The sequence below is a fragment of the Aneurinibacillus tyrosinisolvens genome (genome assembly GCF_001015055.1).
Lineage (GTDB): Bacteria > Bacillota > Bacilli > Aneurinibacillales > Aneurinibacillaceae > Aneurinibacillus_A > Aneurinibacillus_A tyrosinisolvens.
Window position 1 is genome coordinate 17,438 of the sequence record NZ_BBWZ01000011.1, and the last position, 25,426, is coordinate 42,863.

Below are 25,426 nucleotides of genomic sequence, written 5' to 3' on the forward strand. Positions count from 1 at the left end.
GCGCCTGTTTACTGGCGCTTTGCACGTGGTTTTGCCGGTTCGATGTTAATGCGCTTTCCTTTCATGCGCGAGTGGCGCAGCGCTTCATATACAAACGGCGCGCTCTCCTTCGCTACTTCCACGAACGAAAAGTTCTCAAAAATATCAATGCGGCCGATGGATTTTCCAGAGATACCGACGAGCTCGGTAATCTCCTTAATTAAATCCGGCGGCTTGATTTCTACGCTGCGGCCAATGTTAATGAAGAAACGAACCATGCCGTTGGAAGCACCCGTTTCTCCAAAATCGTACACTTCTTCTTCTCCGGGTGAAATAGAAGAAGAGAAGGCAATCGAAAGAGCGGCTGCGGAAATTTTCTCAAGCGGATATTCTTCCTTTAACTGCCTGACCACTTCCATAAACGGCGTCATATCACTGTCACCTTCCACAAGGGCAATGAGCTGTTCCCGCCAAATCGTCTGCTGGCGCTCCATGACCTCTTCAATGGAAGGGACCGTCCGGGATTCAATGGCACTCTTTGATATTTTTTCAATCGTACGCAGCTGCTTCATTTCGCGCGGTGTTATGAGCGTCATCGCAATTCCCTTGCGGCCCGCGCGTCCGGTACGGCCAATTCGGTGCACATAACTCTCGGGGTCTTGCGGGATATCGTAATTTACGACATGCGATACATTGCCTACGTCAATTCCGCGTGCAGCAACATCCGTCGCAACAAGCAATTCAATCGTTGCGTCACGGAACGATTGCATTACTTTGTCGCGCTGGGCCTGGCTGAGATCACCGTGCAGACCATTCGCCATATACCCCCGCTCCTGCAGTGCCTCTGTCAGTTCATCAACCCCGCGCTTGGTGCGGCAGAACACGATGCCAAGATCGATTTCTTCGCTGTCAAGAATGCGGCATAGACTCTCCAGCTTGCTGCGTTCGAATACTTTATAATACACCTGTTCAATTGTCGGCGCTGTTACTTCTTTGCGGCTGATTGCCACTGTCTCCGGCGCGTTCATATATTTGCGGGACAGGCGAAGAATTTCCTGCGGCATTGTTGCCGAGAAGAGAAGGGTCTGGCGCTCGGAAGATGTTTCCTTAATAATTGACTCAATATCTTCCTGGAAACCCATGTCGAGCATTTCATCGGCTTCATCGAGCACAAGCATCCTTACCTGATCAAGGCGCAAAGTTTTGCGACGCAGATGATCCAGCACACGGCCCGGTGTCCCGATAACAACATGGACCCCCTGCTTCAGCGCCCGAATCTGATGCCCGATCGACTGGCCGCCATAGATAGGAAGTGTGCGAACCCGCTTATACTTCGCTATCTTCATTAATTCACCGGAAACTTGAATCGCAAGTTCCCTGGTCGGTGTGAGAACAATTGCCTGCACCGCATTCTGTCCGGTCACTTTTTCGATGAGCGGGAGGCCAAAAGCGGCCGTCTTCCCCGTTCCGGTCTGTGCCTGGCCAACCAGGTCCACACCCTCGAGGATTTTAGGAATACATTGTTCCTGAATGGGGGATGGCTCTTCAAACCCCATATCATGAATTGCTTGCTGAATCGTTTTATGTAAAGCAAAATCAGAAAAACCTGCCATTTAAAAACCACCTTTTTTTATTCGTTCAATCAATGTAAAAATCGCATACTTTGCCGCACGCAGCTGGATGCCATACCGCCCGCCGGAAAGCTGAAGCTCCTTCACTTCCGTTTTCGCCCCATCGCTTACTCCGATATATACCAGACCAACCGGTTTGTCTTCTGAGGGAGTGGGACCGGCTTCTCCCGTAATAGAAACCCCATAGCTGCTGCCCAGGCGCAGGCGGACCTGTTCAGCGAGAATCCGCGCCGTTTCTTCGCTAACGGCACCCGCAGTGTCCAGCACATCCTGCGGTACGCCAAGCTGGCCATGCTTTACACCGTTCGTGTAACAGACAACGCTGCCAGCAAGGGCGCGCGAGCTGCCTGGAACGGACGTCAGCAGATGGCTCGCTAAGCCGCCTGTTACGCTTTCCGCAAATGCTGCGGTTGCTCCCTGCTTCGTTAATTCTGCTACCAAAACAGATGCGAGTGAGTCTTCGTCATAACCGTATATATATTGCCCGACTCTTTCCTCGATTTTTTGTTCCACGGTACGGATGAGCTTTTCCGCCTCCGGGGCCGTTTGCGCCTGAGCAGTCAGCCGGATCGTCACTTCCCCTTCAGAAGCGAGCGGAGCAATCGTTGGATTACTCTGATTATCGATTAAATCAATCAGGCTTTCTTCCAGGGCGGATTCGCCAATTCCAAAGAAACGGAGCACCTTGGAATACACAATATTATTTTCGCTTAGCAGAGACAGAAGATAAGGCAGCCCATACTGGTTAAACATCGGATACAGCTCTTTTGGAGGGCCGGGCAGCATCATTAACTGCTTCGCACCATACGTAATCGCCATTCCCGGCGCCATTCCGTGGTCATTCGGAAGAACCCGGCTTCCTTCTACGACGAGCGCCTGTTTCCGGTTGTTCTCTGTCATCGGGATGCTGCGCTGTGCAAAGTAAGCAAGAATGCGCTCCATCGCCTGCTCGTCTTCTACGAGCGGCCGATTGACCACCTTCGCAACCGTTTCTTTCGTTAAATCATCCTTTGTAGGTCCAAGCCCGCCTGAAAAAATAATAAGTTCCGAACGATCCATTGCTTCCTGAATCACTGCATACAGCCTCTCAGCGTTATCGCCAACGACGGTATGATAATAAACACCAATTCCGATTTCAGCGAGTTTCTGTGATAAGAACTGCGCATTTGTATTCGCGATTTGGCCCAGCAACAGTTCCGTTCCAACCGCGATGATCTCTGCCTTCATAATGTAGAGCCTCCCATAAAAGTCAATAGCACTTTTGCTATTCACTGTACTTATGAAATCGGTATTACTTTTTTATTCTTAACAAAATATTCAACGCCCGATACAATCGTCATAATGACCGCAATCCATACCATGATTTTCGCAAAGGGAATGCCGAAAGACTGGAACGGAAAGTTTTGCAGAATTAAAGAAGCAACCGCAATGATTTGGAAAACGGTTTTCCATTTCCCCATCCTGCTGGCCGCAATAACCTGTCCTTCCGCAGCAGCTACAAGGCGCAGCCCGGTCACTGCAAACTCACGGCTAATAATAACAACCGCAACCCACGCATCCAGCCTCTGCATCTCCACCAGGGAGATAAGCACGGCGGAAATAAGCAGCTTATCTGCCAGTGGATCCAGAAATTTCCCCAGGTTTGTCACCATTTTGCGGGAGCGGGCGATGTACCCGTCAAGCCCATCCGTAACGGCGGCAACAATAAAAATAAGAGCGGCGATAAATTCACTGTACGTAATGTGTACGCCTCCTACTTTTATCGCGCCGAGATCATCAAACCGTACAAGCAAAAAGATCATTACCACTGGCACAAGAAAAATACGCACCAGCGTAATCCGGTTGGCCAGATTCAACTAGATAACCTCCCCCGCAAGGTCAAAGTCGTAGGAGTGAGTAATTCGCACAGGTGTAATCTGTCCCAGTTCTCCCCTGTACCCTGTCACAAACACTTCACCATCAATTTCGCTTGCATCAAATTGAGAACGGCCGATGTGGACATTATTCCTTCCGTCATACCCTTCAATGAGAACCTGCACTTCTTTGCCTACGAAGCGCCCATTCCTTTCATTGGCAACTTCGCGTTGCACTTCCATTAACTCGTTCGTTCTTCTTTCAATGATATCGGCAGGAACTTGATCGGGCAGGCGCGCAGCGGCTGTTCCTTCTTCTTGAGAGTAGGAGAACACACCGAGACGGTCAAACTGAATCTCCCGTAAAAAATCCTTGAGCCTCTCGAATTCTTCTTCCGTTTCGCCGGGGAAGCCGACGATGATGGAAGTGCGGAGTGCCACATCCGGAACGAGAGAACGAATCTTGGCGACCAGTTCACGGGTGTCCCGCTGTCTTCCAGGACGAAGCATCCGCTTTAAAACCGCATCTTCACTATGCTGCAGCGGCATATCAATATATTTGCAAACCTTGGGGTTTGTTGCGAACTCTTGAATTAACTCATCGGTAAAGTATCCCGGGTACGCGTAATGAAGCCGAATCCATTCAATTCCCTCCACCTCGGAAACTCTGCGGAGCAATGTATGAAGCACGCGCTCTCCGTACAGATCAAACCCGTAATTTGTCGAATCCTGGGCAATCAGATTCACTTCTTTTACTCCCTGTGCGGCAAGGCTTTCCGCTTCGGCTACAACCGACTCGATGGAACGGCTGCGGAACGCGCCGCGCAGTGCGGGAATAATACAAAATGTACATTTATTGTCGCATCCTTCGGCGATTTTGATATAAGCCGAATACGTTCCTTTCTCTACCTTGCGCCGCGTCACATTCTCATAGGAAAATGCCGGGTTACCCACAAACACCGGCTTCTTGCCTTCAAGAGATTCTTCTATGATCCGATTGATTTTATCAAAGTCGCCGGTGCCCACAATCCCATCGATTTCAGGCATCTCATCCAGGAGAACTTCCTTATAGCGCTGGGTCAGGCAGCCGGCAACGATGAGAGATTTCAAGTGTCCCGTTTGCTTTAAATCAGCCATATCAAGAATGGTATTAATTGATTCTTCCTTCGCCGCATCAATAAACCCGCATGTATTTACAACGATAACGTTTGCTTCTTCCGGATTGTCCACGAGAGTATAGCCCTTCTCATCAATTAACTGGGACATAATATCCGAGTCAACGAGGTTCTTTTCACACCCAAGGGTGATAATGGCTACTTTCTCTCCTGCTGCTGTTTTATTCACTATCCATTTCCTCCGTCCACGGACATGTGCGTCCATTTTTCCATCTACAGTATAATATACTAAAAAAAACGTGTCAAAAGAAAAGCCCCTGAAAAGACTCAGGGGGCTGTCTTGCGAACGATTTTAATTTTTTGAGAGCTTCGCTTGGCTTTGGTTGTGTCTATGGCCTGTCCATTCACTGTAACTTCAGTGTTTTTTGCATTATATACTTTAAGCGTTGCTGCATCGCTGCCCGCAATCTCCCAGCTCTTCGATTCGCCTTCCTTTAAGGTAAGCTGCTCGATTTGTCCCTTCGCATCGGAGACGGACAGCCAGTGTGCACCTTTTGTTGCCGTTACTTTTACGGAAATTTTATCCGCGCCGGACAATTCATAATTCATCGTTGAACTTGTACCTGGCAGTGCCGTTAATGTTCCCGCAGCTGCCGGTGGTGGTGCCGGTACGGCCGGCTTCTGTACCGGCGGTGTCGTTTTCGGCGGCGGAACGACGATATCAGGTTTTGGCGTGTTCACATTTGGCGCATTTGCCGCCGGTTGCGGAGGCGTTGGGACGTCCTGCTTCTGATACGCGTATTTAATCGAAACCCAGATAAGAGCAATAACAAGCACGGCGAAAAGGCACAGCAGGATGCGAGGCACCCAGCGGCTGCTGCCGCCTGTCCCTTCCTTTCGTGTCTGGCGACTCTGGCGCAATGGGGTTGGCTGCTGCTCTGTTTTTGGCAGTGCCGGCAGTTCAGCGCTGTATTGACTAACCAGCTGCTCAGAATCCAACCCCACTATATCCGCATAGCTTTTTATAAAGGCACGGACATAAAAATGCCCGGGTAATACTTCAAAGTTCCCATTTTCAATGGCTTCCAAGTAACGCCTTTGTATTTTCGTCGCTTCCTGAATGTCATTCAGAGACATTCCTTTTTCCTGTCTGGCTCTTCGTAAAACATCTGCTAGCTCAGACAAAATTCCCACCTCCCCAATCGATCGCATTCATCTACGGCATATCAAATCCGGAGAATCCTGTTTCTACGTTTTCATATGTAATTTCCTCATTCGGGTCATTACGCAGTTCAATAATATAATCAAAATGATTCAGCTCATATTCCGTTTCACGAATGAAAATATCCGGGTGCTCAATTACCTTCGTATACGGCATCCGCATAATTTCTCTCATCAGCATGACATGCTTTTCTGTGCTGCGCATGGTGGAAACGATCCCGTCTATTAAATAAACATGATTTCCGCTCATCTCGTCATTCGTCAGCTGATTGCGGACGGTCTGCCTCAGCAGCGTGGAGGAAATAAACGTCCAGCGTTTGTTTGCCGATACGCAGGCAGCTACCGTTGATTCTGTTTTACCGACTCTGGGCATCCCCCGGATTCCTACGAGCTGGTGCCCTTCCCGTTTGAAAATTTCCGCCATGAAATCGACAAGAACACCGATTTCCTCACGTACAAAACGGAACGTGCGTTTATCTTCAGCATCCCGTTCAATATAACGGCCATGGCGTACAGCCAGAAAATCCAAAATCGTGGGCTGTCGCAGTTTGCGCAATGTTATATTTTCAACCTTCTCCAGTATGCTTCCCAATAATTCGATTTTTTTTGCATCATCCGTTTGGACTAGCATACCACGACGGCGGTTAATTGTTCCGTTCAGCGACTCCACACCATTAATGGTCACAATATTTATCGATAACATACCAAGAATGGATGCGACATCGCCTAACAAGCCTGGTCGATTTTTATGGATTTCATACTCAAGGTACCAATCTTGTTTTTCTGTCTCCATTTCGAGCAAACCGCCCTTTCATAAGCATGGTCTTCTCCCATAACGACATTATTCTACACTAAAAAATCAAATCCTTCCACGATAAAAAGGAAAAACATCTGCAATTTCCGATAAAAATGTAAAATCCCCTCTTTTTAGGAGGGGATTCGACTTCTTTTGTTTATTAATGCTGCTGATTCTGTACGTATTTAACCATTACGCCGGCCATCGCTCTTTGCTCCTGCTCGTCGCCGGCGGCCCACAGTTCTTTTAAAAGCCGCTCTTCATCATTCTTCGGGTCTACCTTGGCGGCAAGATAGTCTCCGATTTGATAAGCCATATTTTCCATCTTATCTTCACCCATACCGGCTGATGCTGCCTGTGTTACGCGGCTCGCCAGAAATTGCTTCCAATCTCCAAAGTTCTCAAGTACTGACATATTCGTTCCCTCCTTTAATATGCATAGACAGGGCCGCTGTACGCCCCTCATTTTTAACCTGCCTCAAATCTTTTTCTTTTATGCATCGGTCTCGCATATGAAAGGATTGAATTAGCAATGCCAGGCACCGTTCGGGCTTATCACCTGCCCGCTGAGGTAAGCCGCTTCACCGCTCACAAGAAAAGCGGCCAGCGCAGCGACTTCCCCGGGTGTCCCCATTCGCCCGGCCGGAATTTCTTCCTTAATAAAATCAAGCTGCTCATCCGTAAATGACCCTGTCATCATATCGGTATCGATGAGTCCCGGGGCTATGCAATTGACGGTAATCCCTGAGGGAGCAACCTCTCTGGCCAGCGCCTTTGTAAAGGAAATAACCGCACCTTTTGCCGTGGAATACAGCACCTCATAACTGGCGCCTGTAATCCCCCAGATAGATGAAACCGTAATGATTCTTCCCCACCTCTGCCTTATCATGTGGGGAAGCGCCGCCTTTGCGCAAAAGAACGGGGCACGGACATGAATGTTCATCATCGCTTCCCACTGCCCTACGGTCACATCCTGAACAAGCCCATAGCCGCTAATCCCCGCGTTTAAGACGAGTACATCCACCGGGCAGGGGAACTGGCTGAACATTCTTTCTACTCCATCAGCAGCGGTTAAATCGGCTTGAACGAGGAGCGTCTGGCTCCCCTCATTCCGGCACCGCTCAGCTACAGCTTGGGCCTCGTGCAGCGAGGCGTGATAATGAATAAACAGGTGGAATCCGGCTTTCGCCAGGGAAACGGCAATGGCGGCGCCAATCCCCCTGCTTGCGCCTGTTATACAGGCCCACTTTCTTTTCTCTTCCCCCATTACGCTCTCCTCTGCTACTCGGCTGACGTTACAATTGAAACGGCAAACTGGTCAAAATCCATATGATCCTTCATGCGTTCATTGACTTCTGCAAGCGTGATTTTTTCCAGCATATCAGCGACTTTGAAAAGATCGGTCTCCCCAAATTTATATTTGGTAAAGGAGTTGGCAATGAATTCTACCGAGTTAAGCGCGCGCAGGAACTCGCCGATTTTTTTCGTTTTCGATAGCATGAACGATTCCTCATCAATCCCGTTCGCTAAAACAGACTTCAATTCGTTTTGTACGGTTGAAACAAGCGCATCCGGATCCTTCGTGTCGCCGCCGATGATCGAAAACCCATACTGCGTCTCGCCTGAGTAATCCGCGCCGAACCCCTCATTAATGAGGCCATCATCGTATAATTTTTGATATAAAGCAGAGCTTGGGCTAAAGAGAATGTCAAGCATAATCTCAGTGGCCACTTCTCTTTTAAGCAAATCATCACCGGTCAAACCCACTGTCTTCTCCTTAAAGCCAAACATGCATTTTGGAATGCCGACCGGCAAATGCACAACGGAGCGCTTATTGGCGACAGACGTTGGTTCATCCGGATAGAAACGCTGGATTTCTCCCTGCTTTCCATACAACTTCTTCGCCTGATTTTGTCTGACAAGCTCCATCATTTCTTCGGGATTCACTGCCCCAACGACAAAGAGAAGCATGTTTTCCGGGTGGTAAAACGTCTCATAACAGCGATAAAGCAATTCTTTATCGATTTTGCTTATCGATTCGACCGTCCCGGCAATATCAATTTGGACGGGATGATCCTGATAATAATTATCAATTAATCCGAAGTAAACCCGCCAGTCCGGATTGTCTTCATACATGCGAATTTCCTGCCCGATAATCCCCTTTTCTTTCTCCACATTTTCATCGGTAAAGTAAGGGTTTTGTACGAAATTCAACAGCGTTTCTACGTTTTTTTCAATATCCTGCGTTCCGGAGAATAAGTAAGCCGTCCGGTCAAACGTAGTAAACGCATTAGCGGACGCTCCATGCGCGGCAAATTCCATAAAAACGTCGCCTTCCTTTTCCTCGAACATTTTGTGCTCCAGGAAATGGGCAATGCCGTCCGGAACCTTTATTCTTTCCTTGCCGGGAACCATGAACTCGTTATCAATCGAGCCATACTTCGTTGTAAAAGTGGCGTACGTTTTACTAAAACCATGCTTCGGCAAAATATATACTTGCAAGCCGTTGTCAAGCTTCTCATAGAAGACAGTTTCATTTAACCGCTCGTAATGCATTTGCTTCATTTTGCTTCCCCCTTCCCGCGCAGAAAGTAAATCGTATCAATTTCTACCTGCTGCGCCACGCGCGCGATATCTTCTTTCGATGTACCGCTGATTCCGTCCAGCATTTCCTCCAGCGAACGGAGGCGCCCGTTCAATCTGCCGTTGTAATCCATGTTAACCATCGCGACAGCACTGTCACGCGATTCCCTTAGCTGATTTGACAGGGTCGCCTTCGTCTGGTTCAGCTCCAAATCGCTAATCTCGCCGCGCTTCATCATTTCCAGCTGCTGTTTAATAATCTCTACCGCTTTTTCGTAGTTCTCTGTTTCAATACCCGACATGATCATGCATAACCCTTTATGGCTTTCAAGCTGTGATACAGCATAGTAAGCAAGAGACGCTTTCTCCCGCACGTTCGTAAACAGCTTGGAATGAGGAAAACCTCCAAGTACACCGCTGTACATCATAAGATGAATAAACTGATCGTCCGCATAATTGATCTGCGTCCGCATTCCGATGTTTAATTTCCCTTGCGAAACCTGCATTTCTTCCACGACGACATTTTCCTTGACGACTTCCTTCTTATACTCAGTCGGGGGAACTTCTTTTATCCCCGTACGCGAAAGCGTGAGATGCTTGTCGATTAAAGCAGCCACACCTTCCTGTTTGACATCGCCTACAACGTAAATATCAACTGGATAAGAGGCTAATATCTCCTTATAAAAATCGTATAAATCCCGGGCCGTGACCTGCGGGATTTCTTCTTTAACGCCATAAGCCAGCAGGCGGTACGGCTCTTCCTTGCACATTTCCTCCGTGACGCGCTGGTTCGCGTACCGCATTTTATCATCAATTAATCCTTCAATTCTCTTGGCCAGCGCATCCTTCTCCAGAGCAACAAATTTCTCGGAAAATGCTCCGTTTTCAAGAAGTGGCCGTGTTAAAATTTCTCCTAAAAACTGTACGCCCTCTTCCAGCAGCGGCCTTGCATCCGACAGGAATTTCTCATTGGCGATTTCCAGATAAAGCTGAATGATTTGTTTCTCGCCCCTTTTCATAACGCTTGCACTAAAAATCGCTCCGTACAGAGAATTGAGGTGGCGCTGAAGCATGGCTGGCTCAGGATATTTCTCGCTCCCCCGCTGCAGAACGTTCGGAAGCAGCGCTCCCTTTGTGACAAACGACTCGGTAAGGGGCAGCTCAATATGTATCATAATGGTGTTCGTCTTAAACTTCTCAGTCGGCAGTACGTGAAGAGAAATGCCGTTTTGTTCCTCGCTTTTAAATAATAGCTCGTTCATGAATTCGCTCCTTTCATGTGGTTACACCCTTTTCACTATTCTACCCCATTTAACATATCATACCAACACCCGTTTAGAAGTCGCTTTCATACTGATGTGTTTCTTCGAGCTGGCTTTCCTCATCCGTCATGGACTGAAACCGGCCGCAATTCGGTTCAAGGCAAAGCATTCCCTTCAGGTTTCGGTCCGTATACGGCATTCCGTTTTCATTTCCGCAATACTTGCATCTCCACATAACGATGCTCCTTTCCCAAATGAATTTGTTTATAGTGTTTACTGCAGGGAAAGTTTTATGAGAGCAAGTATACGTTGTCGAATTATCAAATATTCAGTCTTTTTGTGCGCTTGCCCGGGAAATGCCCGCTGTTTCATTTCCAATGAATTCGGGTTTAAAAAATAAAGACGATCTCCTGTGCAGCCTTGTTTACATGACTACGATACAGAGGGAGCTGAATAGAATGAAGGATGACAGAGTGTTAGCTGGCCCTGACAATACAGATACAAAGCAAATGGCGATGGCTTTTGAAATTGAAGCGACAAACAGGTGGCAGAAAGTAGGATCGATGCTGCAAAGTGAACAAGTGGAGTGGAAAGTCACTTCCGCTGAAGGCAAACCGCTTGATAAATCATGTTATGAAGTAAAGTATGAAAATATCGGGAATAAGTCAAAAGAAATTTTCTTTAAAAATACGTGTGATACAACCATCGTAGTTACGAGTAAAGTTGTACAGGACGAAAACAACCACTAAAAAGCCCGCGAAAAAAGCTGTTGGTCCCCCTGCCAACAGCTTTTTTCGCGGGCCCGTCCTATTTTTTTCACTAAATGAAGAGAGTCCTTACAGATAAAAGCCTTCCTTCGCATACGCCGAATCAGTAAGAGGGGTGGCCATAATTAAAGAATCAAGCACGCGAATCCATCCTTTAGCCGCACAAACATCCGCTTCTGCTATGATCATATCTGCTGTAGTATTTAAAAGAACAGCCAATTCTTCAATATCCACCCTCCCCTTCTCCCATACTGTATCTAAAAATTCGTTTCTGAACATTTTCATGTCCCCCTTCTTTTTAGTTTTCATCTCTCTTTACTATACCTCTTTTAGAAAGAATATTATGTCTATTCTTGAGACGAAGAATGATGAAAAAATCGAGCCAATTCGACAAATGCAAAAATGAAACTTCTGTGTTTCCCATCCGTAAATACAAGAAAGACAAAACGAGGAGAGAAAAATATGATTAAATTTTTACTTTTTTTAGCCGTTGTTTATTTCGTTTTCAAGTTCTTCATAAGAAGGAGCCGATATAAGCGCCACCGGCATTTTAGCAGCAGTGACTTCCATCGCCCGCACTCACACCGTCACGGGCATTCACAGTACGGCCACTCCCACTATAAACACCGCCACAAGAGCCACAGCTTCTTCTCCAGCTGAGGGTTTTTCAGCAGTTAGGAAGCGTCCCATGCTAAACGACATGTACACCCGAATCAAAGAGTGGTTTATGGATCGGCCCCTCCCTGAAGGCAGTCTCGTAAAATCGAGCTACCGAATAGAAAAAGTACTGGGACTGGGAAGCTACGGCATTTCCTATCTTGTTTCTGATTTGTCTTCAGGCAAACTCCGTGTGCTCAAGCAGGTGAGGCCAAGCCGCCTGGGAACCGCAAAGGGCCGGCCATTGTATGAATACGAGATAGGCATCCTATCCGGCATCGGGCACTCGCAAATGCCCACTCTGTTTGATGCGTTTGAGGAAAAGCAAAACTTATTTTATGTCATGAGTTATATAGAGGGCAAAACACTCGAAGACTTATTGTTTGAAGATGGCTGCACATACGATGAACAAAAGTCGTTTCAGACGATTATGGATTTGCTGGAGCTTGTGGATTACTTGCATAGGAAAGGAATCATCCACCGGGATGTTCGTATTCCAAATGTCATCTGGCACGAAGGCAAGGTATATTTAATCGACTTCGGCCTTGCCCGTTATCTTGGGGATTCTGCCTCCTATACGGAAGAGACGACGGATGGATATTGGATGGAGAAACGGTTAAAGCGGGAAGTCCACCCGCGAAGCGATCTATACGCGCTGGGCCATTTCATGCTCTTTATGCTTTACAGTACGTACACAAATGAAGATAAGAAGGAAGAAAGCTGGGAGGATGAACTTGAGCTTTCGGCACCTGCTACCCACATCATTCGCCGCATGCTCCAGCTTGATACGCCTTATAAATCGATAGAAGAGCTAAGAGAGGATATTGCACGCCATTTAGCTTCTCTGAATGCTGAGCAACCCGGCACCTAATATGGCCGGGTTGCTTTTCATTCTCAGTGTTTACATAACGTTTTTATGGTTTACTTCTTGTCACCTTTCACGATCCCATGTTCCGGATAAGTAATCCAATCGCTCCAGCTGCCAGGATACAGCTTCATGTTTTTGTACCCTGCCGTCTCCAGCGCGAACAAATTCGCGCACGCTGTTACGCCTGAGCCGCAATAAACGATAAGTTCGCGATCACGTGGCAGCTGCGCAAAGTGCTCAGCTAATTCCCTGCCCGTGCGCCAGCTTCCGTCGCCAGTAACAACGTCCTGCCAGTCGTAATGGAGCGCGCCCGGGATGTGTCCGCCAACGGCATCAATCGGCTCCACCGCCCCGGTATACCGCTCAAACGCCCGGGAATCGATGAGCACCGCCTCGGGATGGAGCGTGCTGTTCCGAACGTCCTCCACTGTTCTTAGCAAGTCATGGTGCATATCCGGCTCGTAGTGCACGGCTGAGCGGCGGGTAATCTCGTCGGTCACCGGGAGGCCGGCTTTCTGCCACGCCGCCAATCCACCGTCCAGAAGTGCGGCATTTTTATGGCCGACATAACGGAGCAGCCAGTAGCAGCGGGGCGCCATTGCACCCTTCTGATCATCATATAAAACAACGGATGTATTTTGGTTTATTCCTGCCCCGCCCAATTTTTTTATAAAGTCCTCGGGATTTGGCCACGGATGCCTGCCTCCGTGCTCCCCTTTTGCGCCCGACAAGTCTTTCTCTAAATCAAAATAAACAGCGCCCGGAATATGGCCCGCCCCGTACGCCTCCCTGCCTTTGTCCGGTTCACCGAGGATAAACCGGCAGTCAATCAATGCAAGTTCCGGGTCATTCAGGTGTTCGGCAAGCCAGGAAACTGAAACAAGTGTGTCCATGAACGTGTCACTCCTTCTCCCACTAGTTTTTTGTGTTATTTTCCTGTAAAGCGAGGCACCCGTTTTTCTTTAAAGGCGGTGACTCCCTCCTTATGGTCATCTGTCATCGCCATAACGGTTTGCGTGGCACGCTCCATCTCCAATATGTCCGCCAGATCGGCTGTAAGCGATTGGTTGGCGATTTTTTTAATCATAGCGTACGCCCGGGCTGGGCCGTGCGCCAGCTGCCGTGCGAGTTTGGCAACCTCCTCCCGGAGGGCATCGGCGGGATAAATTTCGTTCACCATCCCCCAGTCCTGCGCTTTTTCCACTGAAATCGTTTTGCCGGTAAAAAGCAGTTCCTTGGCCCGGTGCGTTCCGAGGGTGCGCGGCAGGAAGAACATGCCGCCTCCATCGGCAATTAAGCCGACCTGGGCAAAGCTTACCGCAAATTTGCTGTCTTCCGCCGCTATGACCAGATCACATGCCAGAGCCAGGCATACACCCGCCCCGACTGCATACCCGTTCACCGCCGCGATAACCGGCTTCTCAAGCTCAGATATTTTCTGGACGAGGTCGTTGAGCAGGGCGACAAAACCGTTTACCTGAAGGGGTGAGAGCTCACTCATGCTTTTCACATCCCCGCCCGCGCAAAAAGAACGCCCGGCTCCGGTTAGAACCACGGCCCGGATCGCTTCGTCGCCTGCAGCTCTGTCGAACGCCGCAAGCAAGCCTCTAATCATTTCCTCGCTATATGCGTTCAATACGTCGGGCCGATTCAATGTAATGAACAGTACGTGGTCTTCTACTTCTATAAGCAGGTGTTCGTTTGTGTTTCGCTCGTTCATTAATGGATTCATCCTTTCTTCCAGCAGGAATTTACGCTTTTTTCTCGAAAATAATACATATTCAACATTCGCCAAACAATATGCACATCCTTTTAAAAGAACGAAATTAAACGTCAAAGATTGTTCACACATTGAATGGTTTTTTATCAATATAATGTTTCTGTACAATCCTTTCTTTTCTAAAACATATGATACGGTATAACCACGCTAGTTCATCGGAGGTGTCTTTCGCTTTCACGCGATATGTTATGAAGGAGAAATACGTATATTTGTTTAATGAAGGAAATGCTTCAATGAATGGACTCCTTGGAAGAAAAGGCGCTAACCTTGCTGAAATGGTCAACTTGAAACTGCCTGTTCCTCAAGGATTTACGATTACAACAAACGCCTGCCGCAGGTTTTACGAAGAGGGAAAAATTATTCATCCGGCCATTGAGCAGGAAATACTGGAGGCCCTGGCCGCGCTTGAGCATTTGACCGGCAAACGGTTCGGCCACCGTGAAAACCCTCTGCTCGTTTCTGTCCGTTCCGGCTCATCGATTTCTATGCCCGGAATGATGGATACAATATTAAACCTTGGCCTGAATGATGAGACGGTTGCTTTCCTGGTTCAAAATGAGGCCAATGCCCGGTTCGCATATGATTCATACCGGCGCTTTATCCAAATGTTCGGCTCCATTGTGCTTGATGTTGACGGCAATTTATTTGAAGAAGAACTGGAACGAATGAAATTAAACAGCGGGGTTGAACTCGATTCCGAATTAAATGCAAACCATTTGCTTACATTGATTACGACTTATAAAGAGATTATCGTCAGAGAAACAGGGGAACCATTTCCCCAGAATCCCCATACACAGTTAATGATGGCTATCGGGGCTGTGTTCGGCTCGTGGTATAACCAGCGTGCCATGATTTACCGCAGAATACAGAAAATTCCCGAACACCTGGGAACGGCCGTCACCGTTCAGGAAATGGTATTTGGAAATCTGGGGTCGACATCCGGGACGGGTATTGCCTTCACCCGCCACCCTTCGACCGGAAATAACGAGCTGTTCGGTGAGTTTATTTTAAATGCCCAGGGTGAGGACATTGTAGCGGGAATTCGTACTCCCCACCCGCTGTCTATATTAAAGGAAAGCATGCCGGATACTTTTGAGCAATTTAGGAAAGCGGCCCATACGCTGGAACAGCATTACCATGATGTACAGGACATCGAGTTCACCGTAGAAGACACACGGCTCTATCTCCTCCAGACGAGGGCGGCGAAACGCACGGCGGCAGCTACGATTAAAATTGCCGTCGACATGGCGAATGAAGGCCTTATTACACGGGAACAGGCGATTATGCGCATCGACCCTGCCTCGCTCATGCCGCTCATGCAGTACAAGATCGACCCGCATGCTGATGTTCATGTTATTGGTTATGGGATGAATGCCAGCTCCGGCGCAGCGACAGGCATCATTGTGTTCGACGCAGAAGAGGCCGAACGCCAGCACCGCACAGGCCACTCTGTTATTCTTGTACGGCAGGAAACAACACCCGAAGATATACACGGCATGGTCGCAAGCGCCGGGGTCCTCACAACGCGCGGCGGCGTAACGAGCCATGCAGCCGTTGTAGCCCGGGACTTAGGAATCCCTTCGGTCGTTGGCTGTGAGTCGTTTAAAGTCAATCTGGCTGAACGCCAGCTGCATACGGATTCCATTGTACTGCAGGAAGGCGATGTGGTGACGATATGCGGCTCAACCGGCCGGATTATTCATGGAGAAGTCCCGCTCGTCCCGCCGACTTTTACAGAGGAATTTTGCACGCTGCTTGCCTGGGCAAATGAATATAAGACCCTTGCCGTTTACGGCAGCGTGAATACTCCGCAAGAAGCCAGATTTGCCAGGAAGATGGGGGCAGAGGGGGTCGGGCTGTGCCGGACGGAGCTGATGTTTATGGACCCTGTCCGGCTGCCGATTGTTGCCAGAATGATGCTCGCCCACAGCAAACGGGAACGAAGAAAAGCACTGCATAAATTAATCCCGCTCCAGAAGCAGGATTTTCTAGGAATTTTCCGCGCCATGGCAGGATGCGAGGTGACGATTCGCCTGATTGATCCGCCGCTGCACGAATTCCTTCCTAATCCGGCGACGCTGGCCCTGGAAATCGAACGGGCACGGGTGGCGGGAGACGAGGATCTTTTAGAAGAAAAGGAAGCCCTGCAGAAACGAATCGATATTCTTCATGAGCTTAATCCTTCTTTCGGTCACCGCGGCTGCCGAATCGGCATTACGTATCCGGAAGTTTACGAAATCCAGACAAGAGCGATTGCAGAAGCGGCACTTGAACTAAAAGCGGAGGGCATTACGGTATATCCCCGCATCATTGTCCCGCTCGTCAGCCATTCCAGAGAAATGAAAGTCGTACGGGAGAACGTTGTAGAGACGCTGGAGCAGGTATTCAGTGTGTATCTTGATCGAATCGATATTCTCGTGGGCGCCTTTGTGGAACTTCCGCGCGCCTGTATAACAGCAGACAAAATGGTTGAATATGCAGACTTTCTGACCTTCGGAACGAATGATTTAACACAATCAACGTATGGTTTCAGCCGGGATGATGCGGAAGGAAGATACCTTGCCTATTACCTGGATAATAATATCCTGCCTGAAAACCCGTTTTCTGTGCTTGATGTTGACGGGGTTGGCGAGCTCATTAAAATAGGAATTGAACGGGGACGAAAAACAAAACCCGATATCAAAATAGGCGTATGTGGTGAACATACGAGCGAGAAACAATCCGTCCGGTTCCTGCAGGAGATTGGGCTCGATTTTATTTCATGCCTGCCCCACCGGGTCCCGTCGGCAAGAATCGCCGCCGCTCAGGCTGCCATACTCAAAACAAGAAAGCCAAAATAAACAAGGTGGAGCTTACAGGAATTTATTTTCCTGCTGCTCCACCTTGTTTTTATTTCGATTATTCATCGAGCGGTTTTAACTCATACCCGTCTTCAAACAACTGCTTGTACTTAATTTCAGGAAATGGGAGATGGGTGTGGGTATAATATCTTGTATCCATAACAATGCGCCCGTTTTCAGGAAAACCAAGATTATCGAAATAAGGCTTTGCCTGAACGAGCCTCCTTTGAATCTCAGACCAGGACTCATACTGCCAGCATATTTCCAGCTTATCATTAAACACGCTAAAGTGTACGCCCGTATCTGTAAGAAACGGTTCTACCTTCGTATGCATGATATCCCCGTTCCACACGATCATATCCCCGTTTGCAAGCAGGAGCCCTCTTGCATATTTCTCTTCACGGTAAATATTTTTTACATCACGCCTTGTCGGATTCGTACATAGAAACAAATCATCCAGATTTCCCATACTAACACCCCGCTTAATTATGAAGAAAAATAAGTTAATGAAGGACAGGCCGCAAGGTATCCTTGCGCTTTCTTATGGGCAACACCGCTGCCCCGGTGTTCCGGCGTCGGCCGTACGATCCCATTCATCAGGTCGCTCAATCCATAGGGCGCAATAATCTCAGGAACGCCCGCTTCGCTGCAGCGAATCCCAACGCTCGTTGCCGTATGCAGCCAATGAGAAAGCCCATCTTCGACAGACATATACATTTTCGTCCCATGCCGCCATCTGGCAAAGCTGGCCTGGTTTTTCACATCAAAAGTATAATTTGGGAAACGGAGGGCCAATTCCTCCCTCGCCGCCTTTTCCTGTTCCCTGCCTCCGGCCATATCAAAAAAAGCGACATCGAAGTCTTTAATGATTAACCGGCAATCTTCCGGATATAGCGATTTCCAAACCGTATTGCGAATCGCGCCTCCTGCCAGCCACCAGTTTGGCAGATTGCATGCCGCAAGGGGGGGGCAGCACGTCCCACACGGGTGACTGCTGAAGAATTTGAATCAGCTTCCTCTGCATGCCGCTCTCTCCTTGTGTACTAAAAAAAAGACAGCGGAATCTATGATTCGCTGTCTTCCTCCAGCCAGTTATAGAAAGGAAATTCCTGGGGAACAGCACTCGCCGCCGCTGCTGCCGAAATACCCGGCTGAAAAACGGTCCGTTCCCCGCGCTGGTGCTTGCGAAACTTCAGGCTGTATTCCCGCGCCTGCTGCGGGGTTCTTATGTTATTCCGGTGCCATTCAAAAAGAATACGATCGATATATCGGAAGAAGAGCTTTCCGGAAATAACCGCCTCTCGCAGCGCTGCCATAATGAGCTGCTCGCTATATCCGTCCTGGTCCAGCCACATGGCAAGGTTCTCAGACTCAATCGGCGAGAGAGGGCGGCCGAATTCTTCTTCAAAAATCGCATACAAGTTTTTGGCAATCCCTTCCCGCTTCTCATCGTTCTGCTTTTTCTCTCCTGTCTGCTCAAGCAGCAGAACGATTTTTTTATGTAAAGGCACAAAACAATACCACTCCGAACGTATGCCTGTTGAAGAATCCACTTCTTCCTCAATCGATATGTACTGCTGCTGGACAAGGCGCTGGAGCATCTTTACAATGCCGGCCGCATCTGCCGACATCCGCTCTTCCAGCTGATGAATGGTGGGAAACAGGTTCCCTTCCATCTTAAATCCAAGCAGATGAACAACAAGCATCATCTCCTCGTCAGCCAGTCCAATCTGTCTATAATGCTGCAGGATAAGATTCGGCAGTGGAGTTGTTCCCGCCTCCAACATTTTAAACACTAAATCACTCATCGAAATCCACCCCTCGTATCACCTATTCACAAAAAGGGGATTACATACAAAATAACCACCCAAGGCATTAGCCCCTTAGATAAAATCTATTTTAATCGTAATTTAATCCTCCCTATCTTCCTCAAGTTTTTCCATTTTTACCTCTGCTTTTTCTATTCTACTTCGATATTTGTTGATGTCAATAACGCCTATTTCGTAAGCTTCGTCAATCCTCTCCATAGTCTTATCTTTTTCTTATTTGTGAAAAGGCCGGAAACTATACACGAGCTGCATTGGCGGTTATGACTAAAACAAGCCAGCTTCATTAAGCTGGCCTGCTTGCCTATTACGATTAACTTTTCTCATCTTCCAGCCAGTTTATTGGTTGATCAATGACGACACCATCTTCTGTCATACCTGTGACCAGGCTGTTTGCCTTCGCCTGGATGCAAATAAAATAAAGATTTTCGCTCGAGTGATTCCGCCAGGTTCTCACTCCTTCGGTCGCCACACGAATAACGGTACCTTCCCGTACTTCGAAGGTTTCCCCATCAATCTGAAATTGCCCCTCTCCCTTAACGAAGATATACAGTTCTTCATTTTCCTTATGCTTGTGATGAAAAGGCATAGATGCTCCGGCTGGAAATACATTGAGTGAGACTTCCATTCCAGTGCATTGAAGCTCTTCCTTTAAAAACACTTTCCCGTAGGCTTTGAAAGGAGAAGTCATCTTATACTGGGACAAGTCCTCCCATTTACCTACATGCGCGGCCATGAAATTTTTTCCTTGCACCATTCGGTCAAATAATAGACTCATTTTTTCGCCCTCCCTGTTTTTGCGTGATAATACTTCTCCTTATATAGAAACCAATCGGTCTCTTTTAGCTCAAAAAAACGGTTTCTTCAACCAGTGGTAACTTGAGACTTATCGGTTTCTTTTTATTCTATAACTCAAGACTAAAAAAGTCAAAGAATAATCAGAATATTTAATCCAAAATTATACTTAACTGAAAAAGCCGCCAATCATGGCGGCTAAAGAGCTAATGCAGTCAATCATATTAGGTCTCATTCATTTGTGCTTATGGGTATAAACGGTTTAACAGACGCGGGAATGGAATCGTCTCCCTTACATGCTCCGTTCCGCAGATCCAGCCTACCGTCCGCTCTAACCCAAGCCCAAACCCGGAGTGAGGGACAGAACCGTACTGGCGCAGATCAAGGTACCACTGATAGGCTTCCAGTTTCAAGTCGTGTTCCTCAAAGCGCTTCTTCATCAATTCAAGGTCATCGATCCGCTGGCTGCCCCCGATAATTTCCCCGTATCCTTCCGGCGCAATTAAATCAGCGCAGAGCACGACATCCGGGTTCGCCGGATCAGGCTTCATGTAGAACGCTTTGATGCTCGCAGGGTAGTGCGTGATAAACACAGGCTTATCGAACTTCTCAGCGATCGCCGTTTCGTGCGGTGCGCCGAAATCCTCGCCCCATTCAATCTCATGCCCATCTTTTTTCAGCATTCCGATCGCTTCCGTATACGTAATACGCGGGAACGGAGCCTTTACATTTTGCAGCTTGCTTATGTCGCGGTCGAGGCGCTTCAGTTCAAGCTGACAGTTTTCCAGGACGTACTGTACGACATAGCTCACAAAGTCTTCCTGAACACGGAGGCTTTCCTCGTGTTCAACGAAAGCCATCTCCGGCTCAATCATCCAGAATTCAATTAAATGGCGGCGCGTTTTAGACTTCTCAGCGCGGAATGTCGGCCCGAAAGAAAATACCCGCCCCAATGCCATCGCGGCCGCTTCCATATACAGTTGTCCGCTCTGCGACAAATAAGCCTCTTCATCAAAATACTGCGTGTGGAACAGGGTTGTTGTTCCTTCCGCAGAGGTTGGCGTCAGAATCGGCGGATCAACCTTATAAAATCCACGCTCTTTAAAGAACTCATACATCGCCTGGATAACAGCGGAACGAATGCTTAGTACCGCCTGCTGGCGCTGCGAACGAATCCAGAGGTGGCGGTGATCCATTAAGAATTCCACCCCGTGTTCCTTCGGTGTAATCGGATATTCCTGTGCAATTTGAATCGGCTCTACGCCTGTTACCGTTAATTCATAGCCTGATTTGGAACGCTCATCGGCACGAACAGTACCCGTTACATAGAGGGAGCTTTCCTGGGTTAACGATTTTGCGGCTTCCCATACCTGTTCAGGCACTTCCTGCTTGACTACAACACCTTGAATGAAACCGGTTCCATCCCTTAATTGGAGAAATTGAATCTTCCCGCTGGAACGCTTGTTAAATAACCAGGCTCCCAGGCGCACTTCTTGATCTACATGTTTTCCAATTTGTGCAATCGTCGTAAGCATGTGCTCAATCCTTTCTCTATGTATATAATATGCTTTCGCTGCATGTCCATAAATAGTTTAAGACTACAGAATTATACTATCCCCACCCGCTTTTTGCAATTGCTGGCGGCCGGTTTCCCCTTTTCTCTATTTTTTTATTTCATGCAGGGGTTGACTTAGAGTTAACTCAAAGAAGTAAGATAAATTCATCCACTAAAGGAGGAATTGACTATGTATACAATAAATGAAGCCGCGCAGAAAACCGGAATCAGCGCCCATACCCTGCGCTATTATGAGAAAATCGGCCTTCTTCCTTCCCCTGTTAGAGAAAACGGTGTAAAAAGGATGTACGCAGAAACGGATATTTCCTTTATTTTATTTTTGTCCGGTTTAAAAAACACAGGGATGAGCCTAAACGAAATCTCAGAGTTTGTCAAAGACGGCTGCATCATGCAAAAAATGCCGTCCGGCAGCACCCTTACTCCCTCTCTTACAAAAAGGCTGGAAATTTTACGAAAACACCTGGGAAATATGGTGGCACAAAGACAGCAACTGGATGAAATCATTTCCTTAACGGAAGGAAAAATTTCAATTTACGAATCCATGCTGGAGGAGGTGTCACATGAAGGCTAGGATTTATTTTATGCTGCTCGCCTTCCCGCTCTTCACCGGCGCTACTTTTCCGGCAGCTAAGTACGCCGTCCAATACTTCCCGGCACTGTCTGCAGCATCCTGGCGCTTTGGCCTGGCCGCCGTCTGTTTGCTCCTTGTCCTTGCGGCGACGGAAGGAATTAGAAAGCAGGTGGTACGGGAAAACGGAATCGCCTTTTTCATTCTTGGTCTGCTCGGCATCTTCGGGTTCAATCTATTTTTCTTTCTTGGAATGAAGCAAACCTCATCGGTTAACGGCGCGCTCATCATGGCGACGAATCCGCTCCTGACCGTCCTTCTGGCCCGCATCATCCTTAACCATGCCATTACAGCCCGTCAAGCCGCCGGGCTCATTCTCTCCCTCTTCGGAGTCCTGGCAGTTATTACCCATGGCTCCTGGGAGCTCGTTCACAGCCTGGCTTTCTCTGCCGGCGATCTGTTTATTCTGGCCGGCAATCTCTGCTGGGCATTGTATAGCGTTCTCACGAGGCGTTTGGTTAAGAACAGCTCATCCCTTGCGACGACTACGTATACAATGCTAGCCGGTGCAGCCATTTTACTTATTGTCTCTTTTCTTACACCGCAGCCCGTTTCTGCAGTGTCAATTCCGCTGATGGCCTGGATCGCCATTTTATTCATGGCTTTCTTCACAAGCGTACTCGGCTATTTATGGTGGAACAAAGGGGTTCAAGAGCTTGGACCGGGCAAAACATCCATTTTCTTTAATTTCGTTCCCGTTGTAACGATGCTTCTTTCTTTTGCGGCAGGCATCCCGATTAGCAGCGTACAATGGTATGGGGCAGCCCTTGTCCTGACCGGGGTATTTGTCTCAGCAGAGTATACTTTCATAAGAAAGTGCGTTCCAAAGCCGTCATACTGAAAAATGAAAAAAGGGAGTTCATTCCACTTGCCTTTCCCTTCCGCGAGGAAGAGGGGACTGTCCGCTCCACCTCCCTGCGAGCAGATCCCGCAAAACATCTGGGTGGTTCGAAGATGGAGACAATTGCGGGCTTGTTCTGCTCTCTGGAAGGTTCCGCTGGGTCAGGAAGGCCGGTCAGCGTGGACTGCCCTCCCATTTTTCTAACGTTTTTGACCTTACGGTCTTTTTCTCTACTCCTTTAAAGCAACACATATCCCCTGCATTAATAAACAAGCCTGCGAACCCTTCAACAAAGGATTCTGCAGGCTTGTTTACCTTGTTCACAGCTAATGTTTATAAACGATTATGCATTCATGAGGTGGGTTTCAATCTCTTCAATATTGTTCTTCTTCGGTAAAGCCTGGGCTTCAACGAGCATCACACGGAACTCATCCCCGTTAAGAACTTCTTCACGCAGCAAATGATTTAACGCATGGCCGAAAACAGGGAAATAGGTGCGAAGAATGGCGCGTGTCTGGTCTAATAATTCATTCAGGATGCGCTGGCGTTCCTCGTGGAGCGCTTCTTTCCCTACCATATCCATTTTCACGATGCCAAGCTGGGACAGTCCGCTGTCAATAATCGTGTTAACAAGGCGAAGAGCCTGCTCGAAATCGTTGCGCGAGCCTGTGCTTCGCCCGCCGTACAGCATTTCTTCCGCTACCGCTCCGCCCAACGCAATCATAATCTGTTGTTCAAGATTTTCAAGCGTGTACAGGTAACGATCCTGCTGCGGGCTCTGGCGGACGTATCCAAGCGCCTGGCCGCGGGGACGCAGCGAAACCTGGGAAACGGAATCCGGGCGGACAACCTCAGAAACAATCGCGTGTCCCAATTCATGGTTAGCGACACGTTCTCTTTCTTCCGATGTTGATTCCCTGTCTGTCTGTTCACCCATCATGACTTTATCGATGGCATGGGAAAAATGCCGGTTTGTAATTTCCTTGCTTTCCTCCCGGAAGGCATAGATAGCCGCCTCGTTCGTCACGCTCTCCAGCTGGGCACCGGAGAAGTTGAACGTATCGCGTGCTACCGCTTCGATGTCCACGTCAGCTGCAAGCGGCTTGTTTTTCGTATGAATCTCAAGAATTTGTTTCCGGGCCTTCATATCCGGTAAATCGACGACAATTTGTCTGTCGAAACGGCCCGGGCGAAGCAATGCATCATCCAGCATATCCGCACGGTTTGTCGCCGCAACCATTAATACGCGCGGATGCTCGGATGTCGTAATGCCGTCCATTTCAGTCAGGAGCTGATTGAGTGTCTGGTCGTATTCACGGTGCTGGCTTCCTTCGCGCTTCCCGCCCAGCACGTCAATTTCATCGATAAAAATAATCGCGGTGTCCTGATTGTTTTTTTCCGCTTTTTGCTTCGCTTCCTTAAAAAGATCGCGGACTCTCTGCGCACCGACACCGACATACATCTCAACAAATTGGGAGCCGGATGCAGCCACAAAGGCGGAGTTCGTGTAATTTGCCGCCGCTTTCGCCATGAGGGTTTTCCCTGTTCCCGGCGGTCCGGTAAGCAGCAAGCCTTTCAGCGGGCGGATTCCATACTCCTTAAGTGAATCTTTATGAATGAGAAAGTCGAGCGCCTCTTTTAATTCTTTTTTTGCGCGCTCCTGTCCCCCGATTTCGTTGAACTTAACGGTTGTTTTCGGCACATCGACCGTTGTCCTTTTTTGCGCCATGGACATTCCTCCCTGTTTCGTTACGAAGAAAAAGAGGAAACTAAGAATAAGCGCGGCAATAATGAATGGGGCCACATTCACGCCGATAAATACTAAAAACGCAACAACGACAGGGACAGCACCAATAACAATCTCTTTACCCATTGCGGCTCACCTCTTTTTGGCGCGGGAGAACTGTGTAATACGAGCTCTTTCCGTCATTTAAATAAATGTAGATATTTTCCTCGTCCATATGCGACAGTGCACTTGCTAGCTGATGTTTCTTCTTTATATCATTCAATACACCAGGAATCCTGGAATACGTATGGAGATCCATTGCTTCCGCGATAGCAAACGCATTATCATCCCACACTTTCTTCAACTGCTTATTCGGAGAATCCAATTCAATAACCGCATTTTTCCCGTTCGATTTGTCAGCGACTATTTTTTGTATTTGTTTGTATTCCTCCGCAAATTTCTCAGAATTGTTAAATGTGAGGTTCAAAACGACTGAATCACGCTTTACATTGATGTGGTTCAATTTCACATCTTTCATCACGGCTATTTCGTTTGCGATTGGTTTTTTCACAAACTGGTTCTGAAAAACATACCACCCTCCAAAAAGCAACAAACTACTGAACAATATGGATAAAAAGATGGGCAATACACGTACCTTCACCTCTACCCACCCCTTTCTAAA

Annotated in this window: 27 protein-coding genes; 6 read left to right on the forward strand and 21 right to left on the reverse strand. The window is 48.1% G+C overall.

The window, feature by feature from the left end:
- Window positions 1-8 precede the first annotated feature (8 nt).
- The 11 genes from MBEAL2_RS12085 to MBEAL2_RS32250 form a co-directional block, all read right to left on the reverse strand.
- Window positions 9-1,592 carry a DEAD/DEAH box helicase gene (locus MBEAL2_RS12085; RefSeq protein ID WP_047152565.1) on the reverse strand — a complete coding sequence of 528 codons (1,584 nt, stop codon included), beginning with the start codon at window positions 1,590-1,592 and terminating at the stop codon, window positions 9-11.
- Complete coding sequence (locus MBEAL2_RS12090; RefSeq protein ID WP_047152566.1) at window positions 1,593-2,837, reverse strand: competence/damage-inducible protein A; 1,245 nt, start codon at window positions 2,835-2,837, stop codon at window positions 1,593-1,595.
- A gap of 50 nt (window positions 2,838-2,887) precedes the next feature.
- A complete protein-coding gene (gene pgsA / locus MBEAL2_RS12095; protein ID WP_047152567.1) occupies window positions 2,888-3,466 on the reverse strand; it encodes a CDP-diacylglycerol--glycerol-3-phosphate 3-phosphatidyltransferase in 579 nt (192 codons plus the stop codon).
- Entirely contained in the window at window positions 3,467-4,807 is a 1,341-nt protein-coding gene (gene rimO, locus MBEAL2_RS12100; RefSeq protein ID WP_439644861.1) for a 30S ribosomal protein S12 methylthiotransferase RimO, read from the reverse strand.
- A gap of 98 nt (window positions 4,808-4,905) precedes the next feature.
- Entirely contained in the window at window positions 4,906-5,763 is an 858-nt protein-coding gene (locus MBEAL2_RS12105; RefSeq protein ID WP_047152569.1) for a helix-turn-helix domain-containing protein, read from the reverse strand.
- Window positions 5,764-5,794: 31 nt separating this feature from the next.
- Window positions 5,795-6,592 carry a DUF3388 domain-containing protein gene (locus MBEAL2_RS12110; protein WP_047152570.1) on the reverse strand — a complete coding sequence of 266 codons (798 nt, stop codon included), beginning with the start codon at window positions 6,590-6,592 and terminating at the stop codon, window positions 5,795-5,797.
- Window positions 6,593-6,755: 163 nt separating this feature from the next.
- Entirely contained in the window at window positions 6,756-7,010 is a 255-nt protein-coding gene (locus MBEAL2_RS12115) for a DUF3243 domain-containing protein (protein ID WP_047152571.1), read from the reverse strand.
- 111 nt (window positions 7,011-7,121) lie between these two features.
- Window positions 7,122-7,862, reverse strand: a complete 741-nt coding sequence (ymfI, locus tag MBEAL2_RS12120; protein ID WP_047152572.1) for an elongation factor P 5-aminopentanone reductase — start codon at window positions 7,860-7,862, stop codon at window positions 7,122-7,124.
- Window positions 7,863-7,876: 14 nt separating this feature from the next.
- A complete protein-coding gene (yfmH, locus tag MBEAL2_RS12125; RefSeq protein WP_047152573.1) occupies window positions 7,877-9,160 on the reverse strand; it encodes an EF-P 5-aminopentanol modification-associated protein YfmH in 1,284 nt (427 codons plus the stop codon).
- The gene (yfmF, locus tag MBEAL2_RS12130; protein ID WP_047152574.1) at window positions 9,157-10,440 is read right to left on the reverse strand and encodes an EF-P 5-aminopentanol modification-associated protein YfmF; all 1,284 of its coding nucleotides are present in this window, start codon (window positions 10,438-10,440) and stop codon (window positions 9,157-9,159) included. Before yfmF ends, yfmH begins: the two co-directional genes overlap by 4 nt.
- A 73-nt stretch (window positions 10,441-10,513) precedes the next feature.
- A complete protein-coding gene (locus tag MBEAL2_RS32250; protein WP_173427714.1) occupies window positions 10,514-10,675 on the reverse strand; it encodes a hypothetical protein in 162 nt (53 codons plus the stop codon).
- Window positions 10,676-10,898: 223 nt separating this feature from the next.
- On the opposite strand from MBEAL2_RS32250, the gene MBEAL2_RS12135 reads away from it, so the two are divergent.
- Entirely contained in the window at window positions 10,899-11,189 is a 291-nt protein-coding gene (locus tag MBEAL2_RS12135; RefSeq protein ID WP_047152575.1) for a hypothetical protein, read from the forward strand.
- 87 nt (window positions 11,190-11,276) lie between these two features.
- Here MBEAL2_RS12135 and MBEAL2_RS12140 read toward each other — a convergent pair whose 3' ends face one another.
- Entirely contained in the window at window positions 11,277-11,486 is a 210-nt protein-coding gene (locus MBEAL2_RS12140) for a hypothetical protein (protein WP_047152576.1), read from the reverse strand.
- A gap of 183 nt (window positions 11,487-11,669) precedes the next feature.
- On the opposite strand from MBEAL2_RS12140, the gene MBEAL2_RS32255 reads away from it, so the two are divergent.
- Window positions 11,670-11,867: a hypothetical protein gene (locus tag MBEAL2_RS32255; RefSeq protein ID WP_082129915.1), complete on the forward strand. Its 198-nt coding sequence runs from the start codon at window positions 11,670-11,672 to the stop codon at window positions 11,865-11,867.
- A gap of 28 nt (window positions 11,868-11,895) precedes the next feature.
- Window positions 11,896-12,735 carry a serine/threonine protein kinase gene (locus MBEAL2_RS12145; protein WP_236692802.1) on the forward strand — a complete coding sequence of 280 codons (840 nt, stop codon included), beginning with the start codon at window positions 11,896-11,898 and terminating at the stop codon, window positions 12,733-12,735.
- A gap of 50 nt (window positions 12,736-12,785) precedes the next feature.
- On the opposite strand, the gene MBEAL2_RS12150 is transcribed toward MBEAL2_RS12145, so the two are convergent.
- Window positions 12,786-13,625: a sulfurtransferase gene (locus MBEAL2_RS12150; RefSeq protein ID WP_047152577.1), complete on the reverse strand. Its 840-nt coding sequence runs from the start codon at window positions 13,623-13,625 to the stop codon at window positions 12,786-12,788.
- 35 nt (window positions 13,626-13,660) lie between these two features.
- Complete coding sequence (locus MBEAL2_RS12155; RefSeq protein ID WP_236692804.1) at window positions 13,661-14,527, reverse strand: enoyl-CoA hydratase/isomerase family protein; 867 nt, start codon at window positions 14,525-14,527, stop codon at window positions 13,661-13,663.
- Between the two features lie 194 nt (window positions 14,528-14,721).
- Here MBEAL2_RS12155 and ppdK point away from each other — a divergent pair, with 194 nt between their 5' ends.
- Window positions 14,722-17,352, forward strand: coding sequence for a pyruvate, phosphate dikinase (gene ppdK, locus MBEAL2_RS12160; RefSeq protein WP_369405500.1), 2,631 nt, complete (start codon window positions 14,722-14,724; stop codon window positions 17,350-17,352).
- Between the two features lie 58 nt (window positions 17,353-17,410).
- On the opposite strand, the gene MBEAL2_RS12165 is transcribed toward ppdK, so the two are convergent.
- The 5 genes from MBEAL2_RS12165 to asnS all read right to left on the reverse strand — a co-directional run bounded on the left by MBEAL2_RS12165 (window position 17,411) and on the right by asnS (window position 21,508).
- Window positions 17,411-17,821, reverse strand: coding sequence for a hypothetical protein (locus MBEAL2_RS12165; RefSeq protein ID WP_047152579.1), 411 nt, complete (start codon window positions 17,819-17,821; stop codon window positions 17,411-17,413).
- A 17-nt stretch (window positions 17,822-17,838) separates the two neighbouring features.
- Window positions 17,839-18,300, reverse strand: coding sequence for a nucleotidyltransferase family protein (locus MBEAL2_RS12170; RefSeq protein WP_047152580.1), 462 nt, complete (start codon window positions 18,298-18,300; stop codon window positions 17,839-17,841).
- 116 nt (window positions 18,301-18,416) lie between these two features.
- Window positions 18,417-19,160, reverse strand: a complete 744-nt coding sequence (locus MBEAL2_RS12175) for a DnaD domain-containing protein (RefSeq protein WP_047152581.1) — start codon at window positions 19,158-19,160, stop codon at window positions 18,417-18,419.
- Window positions 19,161-19,491: 331 nt separating this feature from the next.
- The gene (locus MBEAL2_RS12180) at window positions 19,492-19,956 is read right to left on the reverse strand and encodes a cupin domain-containing protein (RefSeq protein ID WP_047152582.1); all 465 of its coding nucleotides are present in this window, start codon (window positions 19,954-19,956) and stop codon (window positions 19,492-19,494) included.
- Window positions 19,957-20,218: 262 nt separating this feature from the next.
- The gene (gene asnS, locus MBEAL2_RS12185; protein WP_047152583.1) at window positions 20,219-21,508 is read right to left on the reverse strand and encodes an asparagine--tRNA ligase; all 1,290 of its coding nucleotides are present in this window, start codon (window positions 21,506-21,508) and stop codon (window positions 20,219-20,221) included.
- 204 nt (window positions 21,509-21,712) lie between these two features.
- Here asnS and MBEAL2_RS12190 point away from each other — a divergent pair, with 204 nt between their 5' ends.
- The gene (locus tag MBEAL2_RS12190) at window positions 21,713-22,120 is read left to right on the forward strand and encodes a MerR family transcriptional regulator (protein ID WP_052947680.1); all 408 of its coding nucleotides are present in this window, start codon (window positions 21,713-21,715) and stop codon (window positions 22,118-22,120) included.
- Entirely contained in the window at window positions 22,110-23,018 is a 909-nt protein-coding gene (locus MBEAL2_RS12195; protein WP_047152585.1) for a DMT family transporter, read from the forward strand. The genes MBEAL2_RS12190 and MBEAL2_RS12195 overlap by 11 nt, the downstream gene beginning before the upstream one ends.
- Before the next feature lie 343 nt (window positions 23,019-23,361).
- Here MBEAL2_RS12195 and MBEAL2_RS12200 read toward each other — a convergent pair whose 3' ends face one another.
- Window positions 23,362-24,891, reverse strand: a complete 1,530-nt coding sequence (locus MBEAL2_RS12200; protein ID WP_047152586.1) for an AAA family ATPase — start codon at window positions 24,889-24,891, stop codon at window positions 23,362-23,364.
- On the reverse strand, window positions 24,884-25,405 hold the full coding sequence (locus tag MBEAL2_RS12205) for a hypothetical protein (RefSeq protein WP_047152587.1): 522 nt from the start codon (window positions 25,403-25,405) through the stop codon (window positions 24,884-24,886). Before MBEAL2_RS12205 ends, MBEAL2_RS12200 begins: the two co-directional genes overlap by 8 nt.
- Between the last annotated feature and the right edge of the window lie 21 nt (window positions 25,406-25,426).

Excerpts from the sequence above, each read along its gene's own strand:
- MBEAL2_RS12085 (WP_047152565.1), bottom strand. The coding sequence starts at position 1,592 with ATGGCAGGTTTTTCTGATTTTGCTTTACATAAAACGATTCAGCAAGCA.
- asnS (WP_047152583.1), bottom strand. The coding sequence starts at position 21,508 with ATGCTTACGACGATTGCACAAATTGGAAAACATGTAGATCAAGAAGTG.
- MBEAL2_RS12135 (WP_047152575.1), top strand. The coding sequence starts at position 10,899 with ATGAAGGATGACAGAGTGTTAGCTGGCCCTGACAATACAGATACAAAG.
- MBEAL2_RS12145 (WP_236692802.1), top strand. The coding sequence starts at position 11,896 with ATGCTAAACGACATGTACACCCGAATCAAAGAGTGGTTTATGGATCGG.
- MBEAL2_RS12110 (WP_047152570.1), bottom strand. The coding sequence starts at position 6,592 with ATGGAGACAGAAAAACAAGATTGGTACCTTGAGTATGAAATCCATAAA.
- yfmH (WP_047152573.1), bottom strand. The coding sequence starts at position 9,160 with ATGAAGCAAATGCATTACGAGCGGTTAAATGAAACTGTCTTCTATGAG.
- ymfI (WP_047152572.1), bottom strand. The coding sequence starts at position 7,862 with ATGGGGGAAGAGAAAAGAAAGTGGGCCTGTATAACAGGCGCAAGCAGG.
- MBEAL2_RS12150 (WP_047152577.1), bottom strand. The coding sequence starts at position 13,625 with ATGGACACACTTGTTTCAGTTTCCTGGCTTGCCGAACACCTGAATGAC.
- MBEAL2_RS12115 (WP_047152571.1), bottom strand. The coding sequence starts at position 7,010 with ATGTCAGTACTTGAGAACTTTGGAGATTGGAAGCAATTTCTGGCGAGC.
- MBEAL2_RS12140 (WP_047152576.1), bottom strand. The coding sequence starts at position 11,486 with ATGTTCAGAAACGAATTTTTAGATACAGTATGGGAGAAGGGGAGGGTG.
- MBEAL2_RS12165 (WP_047152579.1), bottom strand. The coding sequence starts at position 17,821 with ATGGGAAATCTGGATGATTTGTTTCTATGTACGAATCCGACAAGGCGT.
- yfmF (WP_047152574.1), bottom strand. The coding sequence starts at position 10,440 with ATGAACGAGCTATTATTTAAAAGCGAGGAACAAAACGGCATTTCTCTT.
- MBEAL2_RS32250 (WP_173427714.1), bottom strand. The coding sequence starts at position 10,675 with ATGTGGAGATGCAAGTATTGCGGAAATGAAAACGGAATGCCGTATACG.
- MBEAL2_RS32255 (WP_082129915.1), top strand. The coding sequence starts at position 11,670 with ATGATTAAATTTTTACTTTTTTTAGCCGTTGTTTATTTCGTTTTCAAG.
- MBEAL2_RS12090 (WP_047152566.1), bottom strand. The coding sequence starts at position 2,837 with ATGAAGGCAGAGATCATCGCGGTTGGAACGGAACTGTTGCTGGGCCAA.
- MBEAL2_RS12195 (WP_047152585.1), top strand. The coding sequence starts at position 22,110 with ATGAAGGCTAGGATTTATTTTATGCTGCTCGCCTTCCCGCTCTTCACC.
- MBEAL2_RS12180 (WP_047152582.1), bottom strand. The coding sequence starts at position 19,956 with ATGAGTCTATTATTTGACCGAATGGTGCAAGGAAAAAATTTCATGGCC.
- MBEAL2_RS12175 (WP_047152581.1), bottom strand. The coding sequence starts at position 19,160 with ATGAGTGATTTAGTGTTTAAAATGTTGGAGGCGGGAACAACTCCACTG.
- MBEAL2_RS12200 (WP_047152586.1), bottom strand. The coding sequence starts at position 24,891 with ATGGGTAAAGAGATTGTTATTGGTGCTGTCCCTGTCGTTGTTGCGTTT.